General features: G+C 72.6%; 12 protein-coding genes. 9 read left to right on the top strand and 3 right to left on the bottom strand.

Annotation, left to right across the window (positions count from 1 at the left end; translation table 11 throughout):
• Positions 1–319: 319 nt before the first annotated feature.
• Positions 320–1,783, top strand: coding sequence for a DUF4153 domain-containing protein (locus ACIBKX_RS30780; protein ID WP_399376570.1), 1,464 nt, complete (start codon positions 320–322; stop codon positions 1,781–1,783).
• Positions 1,784–2,009: 226 nt separating this feature from the next.
• On the opposite strand, the gene ACIBKX_RS30775 is transcribed toward ACIBKX_RS30780, so the two are convergent.
• Positions 2,010–3,557: an MFS transporter gene (locus ACIBKX_RS30775; protein ID WP_363276795.1), complete on the bottom strand. Its 1,548-nt coding sequence runs from the start codon at positions 3,555–3,557 to the stop codon at positions 2,010–2,012.
• Between the two features lie 123 nt (positions 3,558–3,680).
• Between ACIBKX_RS30775 and ACIBKX_RS30770 the strand changes: the two genes are divergently transcribed.
• From ACIBKX_RS30770 to ACIBKX_RS30760, 3 genes are all read left to right on the top strand, one after another.
• Positions 3,681–4,295, top strand: a complete 615-nt coding sequence (locus tag ACIBKX_RS30770; protein WP_363276794.1) for a TetR/AcrR family transcriptional regulator — start codon at positions 3,681–3,683, stop codon at positions 4,293–4,295.
• A 46-nt stretch (positions 4,296–4,341) separates the two neighbouring features.
• Entirely contained in the window at positions 4,342–5,043 is a 702-nt protein-coding gene (locus tag ACIBKX_RS30765; RefSeq protein WP_363276793.1) for a ribonuclease HII, read from the top strand.
• Positions 5,044–5,120: 77 nt separating this feature from the next.
• On the top strand, positions 5,121–5,780 hold the full coding sequence (locus tag ACIBKX_RS30760; protein WP_363276792.1) for a hypothetical protein: 660 nt from the start codon (positions 5,121–5,123) through the stop codon (positions 5,778–5,780).
• A 147-nt stretch (positions 5,781–5,927) separates the two neighbouring features.
• On the opposite strand, the gene ACIBKX_RS30755 is transcribed toward ACIBKX_RS30760, so the two are convergent.
• A complete protein-coding gene (locus ACIBKX_RS30755) occupies positions 5,928–6,566 on the bottom strand; it encodes a hypothetical protein (protein WP_363276791.1) in 639 nt (212 codons plus the stop codon).
• 215 nt (positions 6,567–6,781) lie between these two features.
• The gene (locus tag ACIBKX_RS30750; protein ID WP_363276790.1) at positions 6,782–8,971 is read right to left on the bottom strand and encodes a RecQ family ATP-dependent DNA helicase; all 2,190 of its coding nucleotides are present in this window, start codon (positions 8,969–8,971) and stop codon (positions 6,782–6,784) included.
• Positions 8,972–9,103: 132 nt separating this feature from the next.
• Between ACIBKX_RS30750 and ACIBKX_RS30745 the strand changes: the two genes are divergently transcribed.
• The 5 genes from ACIBKX_RS30745 (at position 9,104) to ACIBKX_RS30725 (ending at position 16,982) form a co-directional block, all read left to right on the top strand.
• Positions 9,104–10,666, top strand: a complete 1,563-nt coding sequence (locus tag ACIBKX_RS30745) for a DUF4192 domain-containing protein (RefSeq protein ID WP_363276789.1) — start codon at positions 9,104–9,106, stop codon at positions 10,664–10,666.
• Positions 10,667–11,056: 390 nt separating this feature from the next.
• Entirely contained in the window at positions 11,057–12,961 is a 1,905-nt protein-coding gene (locus ACIBKX_RS30740) for a glycogen debranching N-terminal domain-containing protein (protein WP_363276796.1), read from the top strand.
• 162 nt (positions 12,962–13,123) lie between these two features.
• Positions 13,124–13,885, top strand: a complete 762-nt coding sequence (locus ACIBKX_RS30735; RefSeq protein ID WP_363276788.1) for an NUDIX hydrolase — start codon at positions 13,124–13,126, stop codon at positions 13,883–13,885.
• Positions 13,886–14,085: 200 nt separating this feature from the next.
• The gene (locus ACIBKX_RS30730; RefSeq protein ID WP_363276787.1) at positions 14,086–15,933 is read left to right on the top strand and encodes an ATP-binding cassette domain-containing protein; all 1,848 of its coding nucleotides are present in this window, start codon (positions 14,086–14,088) and stop codon (positions 15,931–15,933) included.
• Between the two features lie 161 nt (positions 15,934–16,094).
• Positions 16,095–16,982, top strand: a complete 888-nt coding sequence (locus tag ACIBKX_RS30725; RefSeq protein WP_363276786.1) for a FadR/GntR family transcriptional regulator — start codon at positions 16,095–16,097, stop codon at positions 16,980–16,982.
• The last annotated feature ends 297 nt before the right edge of the window (positions 16,983–17,279 follow it).

Here is a 17,279-nt window from a genome sequence, read left to right as displayed (position 1 = left end):
TCAACGAGATGCCGGTCGCCGGCAGCCCCGCCACGTAGGTGTGCCGTCTGCTGCGCGCGCGGACCGGCCGGGAGGGGGTCCCGTGTCCGACGCACCACCACCTTCCGTACCTGAGTCTTCAGGTACGGAAGGTCCACAGGGAGATCCAGCAGGGGATCCGCCCGAGGAACGCCCGGCAGGGGAGCAGCAAGCGGGGGAGCAGCAATCAGAGGCGTGGCATGACGCCCCCGAAGACGCCGTGCCCACACGACATCCGCGACACCCGCAACACCCGCAGCCTCGCGCCGACTGGGCCTACCCGGCGCCGCGGAGCGAACCGCTGCTCGCCGATCTGCGATCCGATCCGCCCGCCCCGATCCGTACGGCCACCCTCTGCGCGGCGCTGGCCACCGGCCTCCTGAGCATGCTGCTGCTGGGCGACGGCCTCGCGATCAACCTGCTGATCGTCGCCGTCCCGGCCGCACTGGCGGCGTACTTCGCGGCTCAGCGGGCCGGTCGTGCCCCGCGCCCCTGGACGCTGGCCTGGGCGATCGGCGGGCTCGCGCTGCTGGTGGTGCCCGCCCTGCGGGACGCGGGCTGGCCCTCGTTTCTCGCGATCGTCTCCGCCCTGGCGCTCGGCGCCCTGGCCCTGCACGGCAGCCGTACCTGGCCGGGAATCCTGCTCGCCCCGCTCGGTATCTTCGACGGCGTCCTGACGGGCGTGGGCTGGGCCTGGCGGGGCCTGCGGGAGCGTGCCGGCGGCTCCCGGAGCGGCCCCGTACTGCGTGCGATCGCGGTCACCGTCGTCCTGCTGGTGGTCTTCGGAGCGCTCTTCGCGGGGGCCGACGCGGCCTTCGCGGGGCTGCTCGGCGATCTGATGCCGGACGCGTCCCTGTCGGGCGGGCCGTGGCGTGTGCTGCTGCTCGTGTTCGGCGTCGTCGGGGCGCTGGCCGCCGCGCGCACCGCCGCGTCGCCGGTGCGCTGGGACCGGCTCGTCGTGGGCCCCGGCAAGGCGCGTGGCCGCGTCGAGTGGGCGTTGCCGCTGATCGTGCTCAACCTGCTGTTCGCGGCGTTCAACGCGGTGCAGCTCGCGGTCCTCTTCGGCGGATACGACGTCGTACTCGAGAAGACCGATCTCTCGTACTCCGAGTACGCCCGGCAGGGCTTCTGGCAGCTCCTGGCGGCCACGCTGCTCACCCTGGCCGTCATCGTCGTCGCCCTGCGCTGGGCGCCGCGTGAAGGGGAACGGGACCGCAGTCTCGTGCGGGGCGTCCTCGGTACGCTCTGCGCCCTCACGCTCGTCGTGGTGGCATCGGCGGTGCGGCGCATGGACATGTACGTGGAGGCGTACGGCCTGACCAGGCTGCGTGTCTCGGTCGTGGCCGTGGAGCTCTGGCTCGGCCTCGTCATCGTGCTGATCATGGCGGCGGGGGTCTGGGGCGCACGCTGGCTGCCGCGTGCCGTCGCCGCCAGTGCCGCGGCCGGTGTGCTGGCCTTCGGGCTGCTGTCGCCCGACGGACTCATCGCCGAGCGCAATGCGCAGCGCTACCAGGAGACCGGCAAGTTCGACCTGGAGTACGCGCGCGGGCTGTCCGCCGACGCGGCGCCGGCCGTCGACGGACTTCCGGAGCCGCTGCGGTCCTGCGTCCTCACCCGCATCGCGGACGGTCTCGGGGACGAGAGCGCGCCCTGGTACGCCACCAGCCTGGGGGAGTCGCGAGCCCGGCAGATCATCGAGGAGCGCCCGCCAAGGTACGACGGGCTGGGCTGTGCGCAGTTCGACGAGGAGACCTCGTACCGCTAGGCCCCTTCAGGGGAGAGCGGCGGTGGGGGGGGGGGCCCCCCCCCCCCCCCCCCCCCCCCCCCCCGGCGGGGCCCCCCCCCCCCCCCCCCCCCCCCCCCCCCCCCCCCCCCCCCGCCCCCCCCCCGCGGGGGGGGGGGGGGGGGCGCGCCCGCCCGCCCCCCCCCCCCCCACCGCCGGTGCGGGGTCGTCCCCTCGCCGCCGGGAACGGCCCTGCCCGCATCCCCCGTCAGCCCCCGGCAGGCCCCGCCGTGCCCGAAAGGGCCTCCAGGTCGCTCTTGCGCACCCGGATCACCAACACCGCGGTGACCAGGGCGAGTACGGCCATCGCGACCGCCGGGATGAAGGCCGTCGAGATCCCCTGGGAGAGCACTTCGTGCCCCCAGGGAGCCGGCAGTTCGCCGGACTTGGCGAAGGCGGCCTTCTGCTCCGGCGACGCGTTCGCCATGAAGTCCGCCATCTGTTCCTTGCCCTCGTCCCGGCTCGCCGTCCCGAACACCGTGGTCAGGATGGAGAGACCGAGCGAACCGCCCACCTGCTGCGTCGCGTTGAGCAGACCCGAAGCCGCCCCCGCCTCGTGTTGGGCCACTCCGGAGACGGCGGTCAGTGTCAGGGTCACGAAGTTCAGACCCATGCCGAAGCCGAAGAGCAGCATCGGGCCGAGCACACCGCCCAGATAGGTGCTGTCCGGAGTGATGAAGGTCTGCCAGCCGAGCCCCAGGGCGACGATGGCCGATCCGGTCACCATGAACGGCTTGGGGCCGAGCACCGGCAGCAGCCGCTGGGAGATCCCCGCGCCCGCCACGATCGCGACCGTGACCGGCAGGAACGCCAGGCCCGCCTCGATCGGCGTGTAGTCCAGCACGTTCTGGACGAAGAGCACGATGAAGAAGAACATGCCGAACATCGCCGCGGCCAGGCTCAGCATGATCACGTACGTACCCGACCGGTTGCGGTCCGCGAACATTCTCAACGGAGTGATCGGTTCCTTGGCCCGGCTCTCGATCAGCGCGAAGGCCAGCAGCAGCACGACGGCCGCGCCGAACGACCCCAGGGTGAGACTGTCGCGCCAGCCGTCCTCGGACGCCCGGATGAATCCGTAGACCAAGGAGGCCATGCCGAGCGTCGACGTGAGCGCGCCGGCGATGTCGAAGCGGCCGGGATGGCGCTCGGACTCGCTGATGTACATCGGGGCCAGGAAGGCGATCAGGACACCGATGGGTACGTTCACGAACAGCACCCAGCGCCAGTCCAGCCATTCCGTGAGCATGCCGCCCGCGAGCAGTCCGACGGCGCCGCCGCCTGCCGAGACGGCCGCGAAGACGCCGAACGCGCGGTTCCGTTCGGGACCCTCCGGGAATGTCGTGGTGATGAGGGCGAGCGAGGTGGGCGACGCGATCGCGCCACCCACGCCCTGCAGGGCGCGTGCGGCCAGCAACTGCCAGGGTTCCTGGGCGAATCCGCCCAGGAGGGAGGCCGCGGTGAAGACCAGGATGCCGGTCATGAACACCCGGCGCCGGCCGAGGATGTCACCCGCGCGGCCGCCGAGAAGCAGCAGGCCACCGAAGGTGAGGGTGTAGGCGCTGACGACCCAAGTGAGGTCCGTTGTAGAGAATTTGAGCGCGTCCTGAATGTGCGGTAGCGCGATGTTCACAATCGTCGCGTCGAGTACCACCATGAGCTGGCAGGCCGCGATGACGGTGAGAGCGATGCCGGGCCGGCCTTCGCGGCGGGCGACGCCGGGTTTCTGATCTTGGCCTAACTGAGAGGTTGTCACTATGGGTCCCCCACAAGTGCGTTAGTGAACGGCACCGTTCACTCCCGTCAAAGGTAGTGACTCCCCAACAGTGAACGCAACCGTTCACTGGCGCTGCCTGGATCCTTCAACAGAGAGACAGAGATGGTTACTTCGCGCTGGAGCGCCGCTTCCGCTCAAACGGCCTCCCTGCGCCGCCGGGGCCCCGTCCTGGAACGGGCGATCCTCGATGCCGCACTGGAGCAGCTCAGCACCGTCGGCTGGAACGGGCTGACGATGGAGGGGGTGGCCGCCGGCGCGCAGACCGGCAAGGCCGCCGTGTATCGCCGCTGGCCCTCCAAGGAGGACCTCGTCGTGGACGCGCTGCGGGCGGCGCTCCCGAGGCTGGACTCGGCGCCGGACTGCGGGAGCGTCCGGGAGGACCTCCTCCAGCTGTGCCGGCAGATGCGCGAGGCGATGTTCTCGCGTCCGGGGTTCGCCCTGCGCTCGGTGCTTCACGAGTGCGACACCGCATCCGCCGAGCGGTTCCACGACGTGATCTTCTCCGGTGTCGTCCAGCCGAGCGTGGAACTGATCAAGCAGGTCGTACACCGAGGGGTCGAGCGCGGCGAGGTGCGCGCCGAGGCCGCGGACCCCTACGTGTGCGATGTCATTCCGGCGATGATGATGTACCGCTCCAAGGTGTGCGGGAGCGAATGGGCGGACGAGGAGTTCGCCGAGCTGATCGACCAGGTGATGGTCCCGCTGCTGCGTCGGTAGGGCTGGGTGTCGCGGGCCGCGTCCGGCGGCGTAGGCTGATGGCGCCATGCCGTACGAAGCACCCACCCATACCGTCGAGCGCTCCCTCCGCGCCACGACCGGCGCGAAGATCGTTGCCGGAGTCGACGAAGTCGGGCGCGGCGCGTGGGCAGGCCCGGTCACCGTCTGCGCGGCGGTCACGGGGCTGCGCAGGCCGCCCGAAGGGCTCACCGACTCCAAGCTGATCAGCCCCAAGCGGCGCACGACGCTCGCCGACGAGCTGGAGGGCTGGGTCACGGCGTACGCCCTGGGGCACTCCTCGCCCGAGGAGATCGACGAGATGGGGATGACGGCCGCGCTGCGGCTCGCCGCGGTGCGCGCCCTCGAGGAGCTGCCGGTGCGTCCGGACGCGGTCATCCTCGACGGGAAGCACGACTATCTCGGGGCTCCCTGGCAGGTCCGCACGGTGATCAAGGGGGACCAGTCCTGTATCGCCGTCGCCGCGGCATCGGTGATCGCCAAGGTTCGGCGCGACAAAATGATGGCCGAACTGGGTATCGAACATGCAGACTTCGGTTTTGCGGCCAACGCCGGTTATCCGTCACCGGTGCACAAGGCCGCGCTGGCGGAGCGGGGGCCCACCCCGTACCACCGGATGTCGTGGGCGTATCTTGATGCGCTGCCCCAGTGGCGGCACCTCAAAAAGGCCCGCAGCTGGGCGGATGGAAACGTTCCGGAAATCGAGGGCCAACTCGGCTTCGAGTTCTGACGTCTCCGGCAGCACCACTCGCACTCATGTGCCACCCGCCGATGCGACTCGCACCGGCGTTTGATAGACAACACCGCATGCCTCTCATTCCCGAGGAGCCTCAGATTCACGAGAGTGCCCAGGGTCCCCGCGTGACCCCGGCCAGTGGCCGCACCACGCCGACCCCCCGCCCCGTACCCGGCCCGCGTCCCGCGGCTCCGCCGCGTCCCGGCCGACCGGGCCCCGCCCGGCCGACGCCGCCGGCGCAGCGCACGCCGCGCGAGCCGGCCGTCAAGCCAGGGCCGTCCGCCCCGGCTGCCTCCGGACCGTCCGCCGCTTCCCCCGCCCCGGCGGGTGCCGCTGCTTCGGTTCCGCAGATCCAGTTGATCCCCGCTTCCGCCGAGGGGGCGCTCGACGCCGCCGAGGAAGCCGTCGACCTGCTGCTCGACTCGGGGCGCGCTCCGGGTGAGGTCCTGGTGATCACCACCGGCGACCCGCACCCATGGGCCAGCCACGAGCTGTCGTTCGGCGAGGCCTCCTACTGGGCGCAGCACGACGCGGGAGACGACGTCTTCTACGCCGATGCCGCCGCCCTGGGGCGTGCCGCGTCCCGTCCCGTGGTCGTCGTCGCCGTCAACGGCGGCGGCGAGCAGACCGCGGTCAGCGCGCTGCCGACGGCGCTCACCCGGGCCGGAGTCCTGCTGATCGTCTGCGGTGACCCGCAGCGGATCAACGCGATGCTGGGCGCGGGCGTCTGACGACCGACCCCTGTGGTCGGGCGTCCGCCGTCCGCGACGCGGCCGGGTGACCGGACGCCGTGTGCGTCGCGCACCGCGCGATGCATACGGCGCTACGTCGTCCGTCCCTTGCCGGGATCGGCCGGGGGCGGTGGTGCGGAGGACGCTTCAGCGTGCCGCCGCGCGGCGCAGCACGTCCGACGCGGCTCCGCCGGTGCGCGCCGGTGGCGGCTCCGTTTCGGCGAACCCCTCGGGGCGGGAGGCGGAACTCGGGCGACGGCCGCCGCGGCCCTCGCCGAGCACCTGCCAGCCGTCATGGGTCAGCGTGATGTAGGCGCCGCAGCGCAGCCCGTGCAGCGTGCAGGCGTCCCGCAGCCCCCACATCCACGCACCGTCCTCCTGCGTCCAACGCGCGTCTCCGTCACGGCAGTAGAGCAGGACGGCCGTGCGCACCGGCGTACGGCGCCGCAGGTCGTGCGGGATGACCCGACGCAACTGCGCGAGCAGCGCGTTACGGAACACCCAGCCGTCCGCCGCGCTCGCCCGCCGGGTGAACGAGGCGCTCGCCCGGACGCGCTCCTCGGGGTCGAGGACGGCGACGACGGCTGTTGTGGGCGTCGGACGGTGGCGGGCGTGCAGGCCGCTGACGACCTCACGTGGATTGCGCAGCAGCGGAATTCCCGCGGCTGACCACTCCGCGGGCTCGAGCATCCGGGCCAGTCGGTTGGCGGAATCGGTGGACAACTCGGCCGACGTCGAGGACTCCGACATCGATGCCGCAGCGGACGGAGCGAATCCGAAGGTCACGGTCCTCCCTTCGGCTACGCGCCCAGAGGGCGGGATCGGACGGGGGAGAGAGCACACCGCGGCACAGCCCTGCCGGGCACGCAGAGCCGCGCGGGAGCGGTTCCAATTCTTCCCGTCGTACTGGCTTGCGGCAACGAGCAATTGGAGCCGCCGACCGGTATCTGACGATGCGCCGTGTATATCCCTGCCCAGGGCGGCACGCGTCGACGCGTGCGTCAGCCCTGCACGGCCAGGACCAGCGGCAACACCCCCTTGGCTCCCGCCTTGCGGAGCATGCGGGCAGCGACGGCCAGGGTCCAGCCGCTGTCCGTCAGATCGTCGACGAGCAGTACGGGGCCGTCCGCCTCCTGGAGGGCCCCGGCGAGCCCGGCGGGGACCGTCAGCGTCCCGTCCAGCGCCCGCAGGCGCTGCGCGCTGTTGCTCCTCGGCACATGCGCGGTGTCGGCCCCTGGGGCGTACTCGATCGAGCCGAGCAGGGGGAGACGGCCGATCTCCGCGATGTGCGCGCCGAGGGACTGGATCAGCTGCGGCCTGGTGTGCGACGTCATGGTCACCACGCCCGCCGGCCGCGGCTGGGCGTCCGCGCTTCCCGAGGCCCAACCTCCGGGCCCCTTCGCCCAGTCGGCGAGCACGCCGACCACGGCCTTCGCCACGTCGTCGGGCACCGGTCCGTCGGGGGCCTGCGGGGCGAGCATCGGCCGCAGGCGGTTGCCCCAGCCGATGTCCGAAAGCCGCCCCAGTGCCCGGCCCCGGTCGGCCTGCTCGCCCGCCGGGATGCGTCCCTTGAGGTCGACGCCGACCGCGGCGAGTCCCGTCGGCCACATCCTCCGGGGCTCCACGTCGACACCCGCGCGGACCAGCTCTCCGCGAGCCGTGCCCAGGGCCCCGGAGGACACCGCGTCACTGAAGCGCGACCCCGCGCAGTTGTCGCAGCGCCCGCAGGGTGCCGCCGCCTCGTCGTCCAGCTGGCGGCGCAGGAACTCCATCCGGCAGCCCGGAGCCGTGGCGTAGTCACGCATCGCCTGCTGCTCGGCCTGCCGCTGCTTGGCCACCCACGCGTACCGCTCGGCGTCGTACGCCCAGGGCATGCCCGTGGAGATCCAGCCGCCCTTGACGCGCCGGACCGCGCCGTCGACGTCCAGGACCTTGAGCATCGTCTCCAGGCGTGATCTGCGCAGCTCGACCAAGGGCTCGAGCGCGGGCAGTGACAGCGGCCTGCCCGCCTGCGCCAGGACGTCCAGCGTGCGCCGGACCTGCTCCTCGGGCGGGAAGGCCAGCGACGCGAAGTAGTTCCAGATCGCCTCGTCCTCCTTGCCCGGCAGCAGCAGCACCTCCGCGTGATCGACACCGCGGCCCGCGCGGCCGACCTGCTGGTAGTAGGCGATCGGCGACGAAGGGGAGCCGAGGTGGACCACGAAGCCGAGGTCGGGCTTGTCGAAGCCCATGCCGAGGGCGGACGTGGCGACCAAGGCCTTCACGCGGTTGGCCAGCAGATCTTCCTCCGCCTGCTGGCGGTCCGCGTTCTCGGTCTTTCCGGTGTACGACGTGACCGTGTGCCCGCATTGCCGCAGGAAGGCGGTGATCTCCTCGGCGGCCGCGACCGTCAGGGTGTAGATGATCCCGGAGCCGGGCAGCTCGTCCAGGTGGTCGGCGAGCCAGGCCAACCGGTGTGCGGCATTGGGTAGTTGGAGCACGCCAAGGCTCAGGCTCTCCCGGTCCAGCGGGCCGCGCAGCACGAGCGCGTCCGAGGTGCCTCCGGTGCCCAGCTGCTCGGCCACATCGGCCGTCACGCGCGCGTTGGCCGTCGCGGTGGTGGCGAGGACGGGGACGCCCGGCGGCAGATCGGCGAGCATGGTGCGCAGGCGCCGGTAGTCGGGCCGGAAGTCGTGGCCCCAGTCGGAGATGCAGTGCGCCTCGTCGACCACGAGCAGGCCGGTGGCGGCGGCGAGCTTGGGCAGGACCTGGTCCCGGAAGTCCGGGTTGTTCAGCCGCTCCGGGCTCACCAGGAGCACGTCCACGTCTCCGGAGGCCACCTCGGCCTGGATGGTGTCCCACTCCTCGGTGTTGGAGGAGTTGATCGTGCGGGCCCGGATGCCGGCCCGCGCCGCGGACTCCACCTGATTGCGCATGAGCGCGAGCAGCGGCGAGACGATCACGGTGGGGCCGCTGCCCCGCTCCCGCAGCAGCGCGGTCGCGACGAAGTACACGGCGGACTTGCCCCATCCTGTGCGCTGCACGACCAGGGCCCGGCGCTTGTCGGCCACCAAGGCCTCGATCGCCCGCCACTGGTCCTCGCGCAGGCGTGGCCCGTCCTGCCGGGGCGCCTCGCCGGGCTCGGCCGCGGGGCCGCCGACGAGGCGGGCGAGTACGGCATCGGCCGCCGTGCGCAGATCTTCGTTGCTCATGCCCCCATGCAACCCGATGGGTCTGACATTAGGCGAACGCGTCGGCCGGGCTGTGGATAACTCTTGGCGTGCCCCTGATCGTAGTTATCCACAGGCCAACCGGAATTTCGCGATCCGCGGGATGGTCGTCGCATGACGAATCACAGCGAGTCAAACGACATGACGAACCGTCGCGAGTCGAGCGAGGTCGCGCAGCGCGGCGAGTTGAACGAGGCCACGCAGCACAGTGGGTCGAACGAGGACACGCGGCACAGTGGGTCGAGGGAAGGCGCGCAGCGCGGTGAGTCGAGCGAGGCGGCGCGCGGCCGTAAGACGTCCGGTCTGGCCGGGCCCGTCGACGAAACCCTGGTCACCCTGCGGACCCCCGCCGAACTGGCCGACGCACTGCCGTACTTGCTCGGCTTCCGACCCGAGGAGAGCATCGTGCTGATCGCTCTGCACGGCGAGCGAGGGCGGTTCGGCGGGCGGGTGCGCCTCGGGATTCCCGGGCGCGCGGAGGACTGGCCGTCCATCGCCGAGCAGCTCGCGCAGTGCTTGGTGAGCGGCTGCGAGAGGCGCGGGGCCAAGCCGGACGGCGTCGTCGCCTTCCTGTGCGCCGAGCCCGTCGGAGGTGAGTCCGGAGCACAGGTCATGGCGCGGCTGCGGTCGTTGGCGCAGGTGATCCGGACCTCGTGCGGCGGGCTCGACGTGCCCGTCTTCGAGGTCGTGTGCATCTCGGCGGGCCGCTTCTGGACGTACTGCTGCCCGAATCAGGAGTGCTGCCCGCCCGAAGGCGTCCCGCTGCTCGAGCCCGGTACGTCGGTCCTTGCCGCCGCCACGGCCTACGCCGGTGTCCAAGTGGGCGCCACACCACGGGAGATGCGGGCGCGGCTCACCCCGTGGGTGACCGCAGGAGCCGCCGACCAGGAAGCCGCACTCGACGCGGCCGGAATGGCGATCGTGCGCCGGCTCCTCGAAGAGGAAGGGGAAGCCGGCACCTCCGAACTCGCCGCCGAGACGCTGGACCTGGCCCGCCGGGTCATGGCACGCCTCGACGCCGCGCCGTCCGTCACCGGCACGCTGGAGTCGGACCTCCGGGACGACGAACTGCTCGCGCACGACGAGGCGGCGGCGCTGATCCTGGGTCTCCAGGACCGCACGACGCGCGACCGCGCGGCGGAGTGGATGGAGGGTGACGACGCGGCTCCGGCGCTGCGTCTCTGGAGGGCGCTGGCCCGCCGCTGCGTCGGCGCCTACGGAGAGCATGCGGCGGCACCGCTGTCCCTGGCGGGCTGGGTCGCCTGGTCCCTCGGTGACGCCACGGAGGGCCAGGAAGCCCTGGGTATGGCGCTGACCGCGGACCCGGAGTATGCCTTCGCGCAGCTCCTGCACCACGCCTGCGCCGAGGACATGGACCCGGAGCCGATCCGGCGCTGTCTGCGCAGGGAGGAGCGAACGGACCGGAGCGCGGCCGAGGGGCAGGCCGAGCCGTCGGTGCCGACCGCTCCCGCGGACTCCACCGGGGAACCGGCGGGAGCGGCTCCCCGACTCCAGCACTCTGCCGGGGCGAAGGGAGCCGACATGCGAGTCACCGTCAGGCCACGGGCCGCCGACCGGCCGCGGGGCACCGAAAGGCCGCGAGGCTCCGAACGGCCCGGCGCGCGGCCCATGAACCGCCGTCGCACCCTCCGGCGCGCGGCGAGGGACGACAGGTGAGTGCGGTGGCTCCGCCTCCGGAGGCGCGTGTGGTTCTGGTGCCGCAGCGGGCGGCAGAGGCGGGAGGTGACAGACGAGGGGGAGGGCGAGACAGCCGGGCGGGTGGCTTCCGGTGCCGTGGGCGTGACTTGGGGCAGGGGCGGTCCGTTCACCTGTGTGGCGGTACCCGCATCCGGGTGGCGTCGCGGTACGACCTCCGACTCCCCGTAGCGCAGCCAGCGCGGAAGAAGCCGCCCCATGCCTCTGCCCGCCCCGTCCGCTGCCTCCGAGAAGAGCCCTCGGCAGGCTCCGTCCGCCTCCCCGCGTCGGCCGGGCGCGCAGGCCTCGGTTCTCGCACCGCGCCGCCCCGTACAGCTGCCGCCCGCGCATACGGCGCTGATCTGTGTCGCCATGCCCGCGCTCGCGATCTCCACGGACCAGGGGCAGTTGACCGGACACGGGCTCGAAGGGTTCTACCGCGCGGGGCGCCGACTGCTGTCCCGCTGCCAGGTGCGGGTGGCGGGGCGCGAGCCGGTCGCCGTGCAGGCGCGGATGATCTCGGCCGACAGCGCCCGCTTCGTCGCGACGCTGCGGGCGTCGGCGGACGGCGGCCCGGACCCGGACGTCGTCGTCGAGCGGACCCGGCATGCCGACGGCACGGAGCGGATCACGCTGCGCAGCGCGGCCACCCGCCCTCTGAGGCTGCCCGTCGAGGTGTCACTCGGCACGGACCTGGCGGAGCTCGGCGCGATCGCCTCCGGAGCCATCGGCCCCGAACTGCCCGCCAGCGTCCACGACTCGGGCATGCGGTGGTCCACCGCGGAGGGCCACTGCGTGGTGACCGCGCATCCGCCGCCCGCGGACGCGCTGGCCTCTGCCGGGCTGTTGCGCTGGGAGATGGAGCTGCCGCCGGGCGGCTCCCGGAGCGTGGAGCTGCGGGTGCGGCCGGAGGGCGCGGGGCCGGTCCGAGCGGTCGGGTATGGCGGAGCGCGCTCACTGGCCATGGCGCGGGCGGCGGGCGACGACCCGAGGGCCCAGCTCCTCCTGGACAGGTCGGTGCAGGACTTGCAGGCCCTGCTGCTGCGGGACCGCGAGCACCCGGCCGATGTCCACCTGGCCGCGGGTGCGCCGTGGCGCTGCGGTCTGGCCCCGGCCGAGTCGCTCGCAGCCGCCAGGATGACCCTGCCGCTCGGCACCGGGATCGCCCTGGGGACGCTGCGCACGCTCGCCCGCCGTCAACTCACCGGCTCGGGACCGCGAGCAGGGCTGATTCCCGGGCCGCTCAGAGACGCAGGGCCGCACCTGCCGCCGAGCTGCACCGGGGTCGAGGCGACGCTGCTCTTCCCGGTGCTGCTCGCGGAGGCGTGGCGCTGGGGGCTGCCGCCGCAGGACACGGAGGAGTTGCTGCCGGCGGCCGAGCGCTGTCTGCGCTGGCTGCTCGCCGTGGCGGGCGACGAGGAATGCCTGCCGGATCCCCGCTCCGGAGGGCTCAAGCGCTGCGAGACCCAGGCACACGCCCACCGGGCGGCGCTGCTCGGCGCCGACCTGCTGGCGGCGCACGGCCGCGCGGGCGCCACCGGCCTGCGGGAGTGGGCGGACCGGCAGCGCCGCGCCTTCCGGGAGGCGTTCTGGGTGGCGGACCGTGCGGGCGGCCGCCCGGCAGCGGCCTGTCTGCCCGACGGCCGCCCCGTGCCCCTCCTCACCGGCAGCGCGGCCCATCTCCTCGACACCGGGCTGCTCGGGTCCGGCCGGCTCGCACCCGGACTGCTCGACAAGGTGCGGACCGAGCAGCTCGCCAGGCTGCTCGGCGGGCCCACCATGGACTCCGGCTGGGGCCTGCGCGGCCTGGGCGAGAAGGAAGCCGCGTACAACCCGTTCGGACACCGGAGCGGTGCGGTGCGCGTCCATGAGACGGCCGTCGCCGCCGCCGGGCTGGCCGCCGCGGGCTATGAGAAGGAAGCGAGCTCCCTGCTGCGTGGCGTGCTGGCGGCGGCCGAGGCCTTCGGTCACCGGCTGCCGGAGATGTATGCGGGGGAGGTGCGCACGGAGGGCGGGGCCCCGCTGCCCCACCCCGCCGCCTGCCGCCCGGCAGCCGTCGCCGCGGCAGCCGGGGTGCACCTCCTCACGGCACTCGCCGGTATCCGGCCCGATGCACCGGAGGGCACGGTGACCCTGCGCCCGGTCCGCAGCGCGCCCCTGGGCGAGCTGGGGCTGACGGCGCTGCGGGTCGCGGGCGCTCCCTTCTCCGTACGCGTCAGCAGGCTGGGGCTCGCCATGGTCGAGGAGGCGGGCGCCGGGCTGCAGTTGGGCGTGTGAGCCGTTCGGGAGCCGCCGGAGAGGCATTCGACCAAGGCGTGCGGTACGGCGGACCGTCATGGCGTGTTCTGCGCGGACCGGACAGAGCCGCCGTGTGCATCCGGCCGGGAACGGATGCTGGGAAGAGGTGTTTATCGTCAGGCAGACGACTATGATCGCGTCATGTCGCCCTACGACCCGTCGGCCTTCCCGCCCTTCGCTGTCACCGTCGACCTGGTCGTGCTGACCGTTCGCCGCCATGCGCTCTGCGCGCTGGCCGTGCGCCGCGGCGAGCCGCCGTTCCAAGGCCGTTGGGCGCTGCCCGGTGGATTCGTGCGCGCCGACGAGGACCTGTCGGCGGCCGCGGCGCGGGAGCTGATCGAGGAGACCGGCCTGTGTGCGCACGATCCGGACACTCCCGTTCAGGCCAACGGGGCGCATCTCGAACAGCTCGCCACCTACGGTGACCCGAAGCGTGATCCGCGGATGCGGGTCGTCAGCGTCGCCCATCTCGCCCTCGCCCCCGACCTGCCCGCGCCCCGAGCGGGCGGCGACGCGCACAGCGCGCGCTGGGCCCCGGTCGAGGCGCTGCTCAACCAGGGTGGATACGGCCGCGAGGACGAGCAGGCGGCGCCGCTCGCCTTCGACCACGCGCAGATCCTCGCGGACGGCGTGGAGCGGGCGCGCTCGAAGATCGAGTACTCCTCGCTGGCGACGGCCTTCTGCCCACCGGAGTTCACCGTCGGTGAGCTGCGACGTGTGTACGAGGCCGTGTGGGGGGTCGTGCTCGACCCGCGCAACTTCCACCGCAAGGTGACGGGTACACCGGGCTTCCTGGTGCCCACCGGCGGTACCACCACACGACAGGGCGGTCGCCCCGCCCAGCTCTTCCGCGCGGGCGGCGCGACGCTGCTCAACCCGCCGATGCTGCGCCCCGAGGTCTGAGGGCGCGTCGCAGGTCAGCACCTGGTCATACGCGGTCATGTGCCGGTCCGGGCCGCGCGGTTGACACCCGTGGCGCACTCCCTGACCGAAATGACGGATATATCGCGTTATCTTGCTCTGGTACCCGCGGGGTTCGTCCGTCCCCGACCTGGTGGACGAACCCCGGCCGCCGAGCGGTCTCACGTCCCGCGAGAGAAGCGATGATCCAGGCCATCGGACTGACAAGCAACGCCCGCCAGGAGCTGCCGCCCGCCGTCGACGACGTGTCCTTCGAGGCGCGAACAGGCCGTGTCACGGCGCTGCTCGGCGCGCGGGCCGCCGGGAAGACGACGGCACTGCGGCTCATGCTCGAACTCCAACCGGGCCGTGGAGTCACCTACTTCAGAGGCCGCCCGCTGCACCGCATCACCCATCCGTCGCGCGAGGTGGGCGTCCTCCTCGGTGACGTACCGGGACACCCCGCCCGCACCGTCCGCGGCCAGCTGCGCATGCTGTGCGCGGCGGCCGGTGTACCCGTCCGGCGCGCGGACGACGTACTAGAAGTCGTCGGTCTCGTCAGCCTCCGCGACCAGCGGCTCGGCACGCTCTCGCGGGGCATGGACCGCCGTCTCGGACTGGCCTGCGCCCTGCTCGCCGACCCGCACACGCTGGTCCTCGACGCGCCCGCCGACGGCCTCTCGGCCCGGGAGAGCGGATGGCTGCACGGCATTCTGCGCGCGCACGCCGCGCAGGGCGGCACCGTCCTGTTCTCCACCGACGACCCCAAGGAGGCGGCACGGACCGCCGACCGGGTCGTCACGCTCGAAGCGGGCCGCCTGGTCGCCGACCAGGAAGTCGGCGACTTCGCCCGCACCCGGCTGCGCCCCAGGGTCGCGGTCCGCAGCCCGCACGCGGCACGTCTCGGCGCGCTGCTGACCAAGGAGGCCCGTGCCGGCCGGCGGTCCGTCGAGGTGGTGCGGGAGGACGGCAACAGGCTTTCGGTGTACGGCAGCAACTGTGCCGACGTCGGGGAGACGGCGTTCCGGCACAGCATCCTCGTCCATCAACTCGCGGACGAGATCGGTGATGCGGGGCCTTCGCCGACGCCCGCGCCCAACGGCGGCAGTGAACCCGCCGGGCCGGTCGAACCGCCGCAGGCCGAATCCGCGGACGCCGCCGAGCCCGAGCCCGGCGCCACGAAGATCATCCCGCTCGCCACCGGGGCCGCGCCCGTCCCGGCCTCCCCGGAACCGTCGACCCCCCTGTCGCCCTTGCCGCCCCCCATCTCGGTCCGCCCGGCGCGCGGTCCGCTGCGTCCCTTGCGCTACGAGCTGCGTCGCGTCGCCGGTGTCGGCACCGGCTATCTCACCGCCGCCGCCGTGCTCGCCGTATCCGCCGGCCTCTGTGTCTTCCTCGCCCGGAGCGGGCACACGCCGCAGCCGCGTCTGCTGGCGGCCTGGCCGCGGGAACTTCCCTTGCCGCCCGCGGCTCTTGGCGTCGGGCTGCTGGGAGCCCTCGCCTTCGGCGAGGAATTTCGCCACCCAGCGCTCGCCGCCGACCGGGGCACCGTCCCCCGCCGCCTGGGGCTGCTCTGCGCCAAGCTGCTCGTCGCGGCCGGCACCGCGCTTCTGCTGGGCCTGGTGGTCGTCGCCGCCGACGCCGGGGTCCTCCACTTGGTATACGGATCGGAGCTCACGGAAGTTCCCGCCGACTGGCTTTCGATGAGCGCGAGTTGGGTCGCCCTGATGGTGGGCTGCGCCTGGGCGGGCGTGCTGGCCGGCGGAGTCTTCCGTTCCACGACCGCCGGGCTCGCCGCCGTACTGGCGGTGCCGATCGTCGTCGTACCCCTCGTACAGAAGGCCTTGGAGGGACCATCTGTGCGATCGGCGGCAGGTCTGCCGGGGAGGCTGCGCGACCTCGCGTTGGTGCAGTGGCCGTTCGGTGCCGAGCGGTATCTGGCCGGCGGAGTTCGGATGATCGCTCAACCTGTCGGCAGTGCACTGATGTTGTCGCTCACCGCCCTGCTCTGCGCATATCTGCTCACGACGATGCGTGGCCGAGCCCGATAACGATCGTCCGGCGCTTCCGTACCCGTGCTGCGCACAACTCCCCGGAGAACGCCCATTTCTTTCCGATAAGGCGTCAATTGCGGCGGGGTAAGCGATCACCCTTTCGTGTGCTTTTCACCAAAGACCTCAAGGGACTTGGGAGCAACGCCGACAAAGGATCCGTGAGTACCCTTGCGCACACCATGATGACCGCCGCCCGCTCCGCAGACTCCGGCCTCGCAGGACCGGGCGAACTCGACCGCTACCCCTACGCGGAGGCCCCCGGTGCCGACCGCGTCGTCGCCCCCTCGTGGGACACCGCCGACCAGGATCTCGGCCGTGTGGGCCGACGCGCCGCGGGCAGTCGCGGCCGCGGACTGCACGGCCAACTCGTCCAGCAGCTCGGGCAGATGATCGTTTCCGGCGACCTCGGCGCGGACCGCCCGCTGGTCCCCGAGGAGATCGGCCAGCGCTTCGAGGTCTCCCGGACCGTCGTCCGTGAGTCGCTGCGCGTACTGGAGGCCAAGGGCCTGGTCAGCGCCCGCCCGAATGTCGGTACGCGCGTCCGGCCCGTCAGCGACTGGAACCTCCTCGACCCCGACATCATCGAGTGGCGGGCGTTCGGTCCGCAGCGCGACGACCAGCGGCGCGAGCTGAGCGAGCTGCGCTGGACCATCGAGCCCCTCGCCGCCCGGCTCGCCGCGGGGCACGGCCGCGAGGAGGTGCAGCAGCGGCTCGCCGACATGGTCGAGATCATGGGGCACTCGCTGAGCCAGGGCGACGCGATCACCTTCTCCCGCGCGGACGCCGAGTTCCACTCGCTGCTCATCCAGCTCGCGAGCAACCGGATGCTGGAGCACCTCTCCGGCATCGTCTCGGCCGCGCTCCAGGTCTCGGGCGGACCGGTCACCGGCTGCGACCGCCCCACCGAGGCCTCGCTCGTCCATCACTCGCGCATCGTCGACGCCCTCGGCACGGGTGACGGCCAGGCCGCCGAGGTCGCGATGCGGCAGCTGCTCACCGTCCACCCGGAGGTGGAGCGCGTCGTGCCCGCCCCCCGCGAGCACTGACTGCCCGGGTCTGCGGCAGTACGGCCGGCGCATGCGCCCCGCGGCCTCACTTCTTCACTCCGTTGACGTGACACCGTCGCCGGACCTCTGCGGGTTCCTCGGGGAACCGGTGGGGTCCGGCGACGGTGCTGTTGCCCCCGTGATGACGGCCAGCACAGGGATTCTGGTCACTTCTGACCGTATCTAGACGCTTTTGAGCGCTTACGGGGTGTGACTCGGGCCACGTAGATTGGGCGTAACGCTCCTCGGGGCAGCGCGATGACCTAAGAGGTGATAGCCGAGGAGGGAATACAGCCG

The organism is Streptomyces sp. NPDC050658, from assembly GCF_044457025.1.
Lineage (GTDB): Bacteria > Actinomycetota > Actinomycetes > Streptomycetales > Streptomycetaceae > Streptomyces.
Note: the sequence above shows the minus strand (reverse complement) of the source record. Positions and strands in the feature narration are given on the sequence as shown.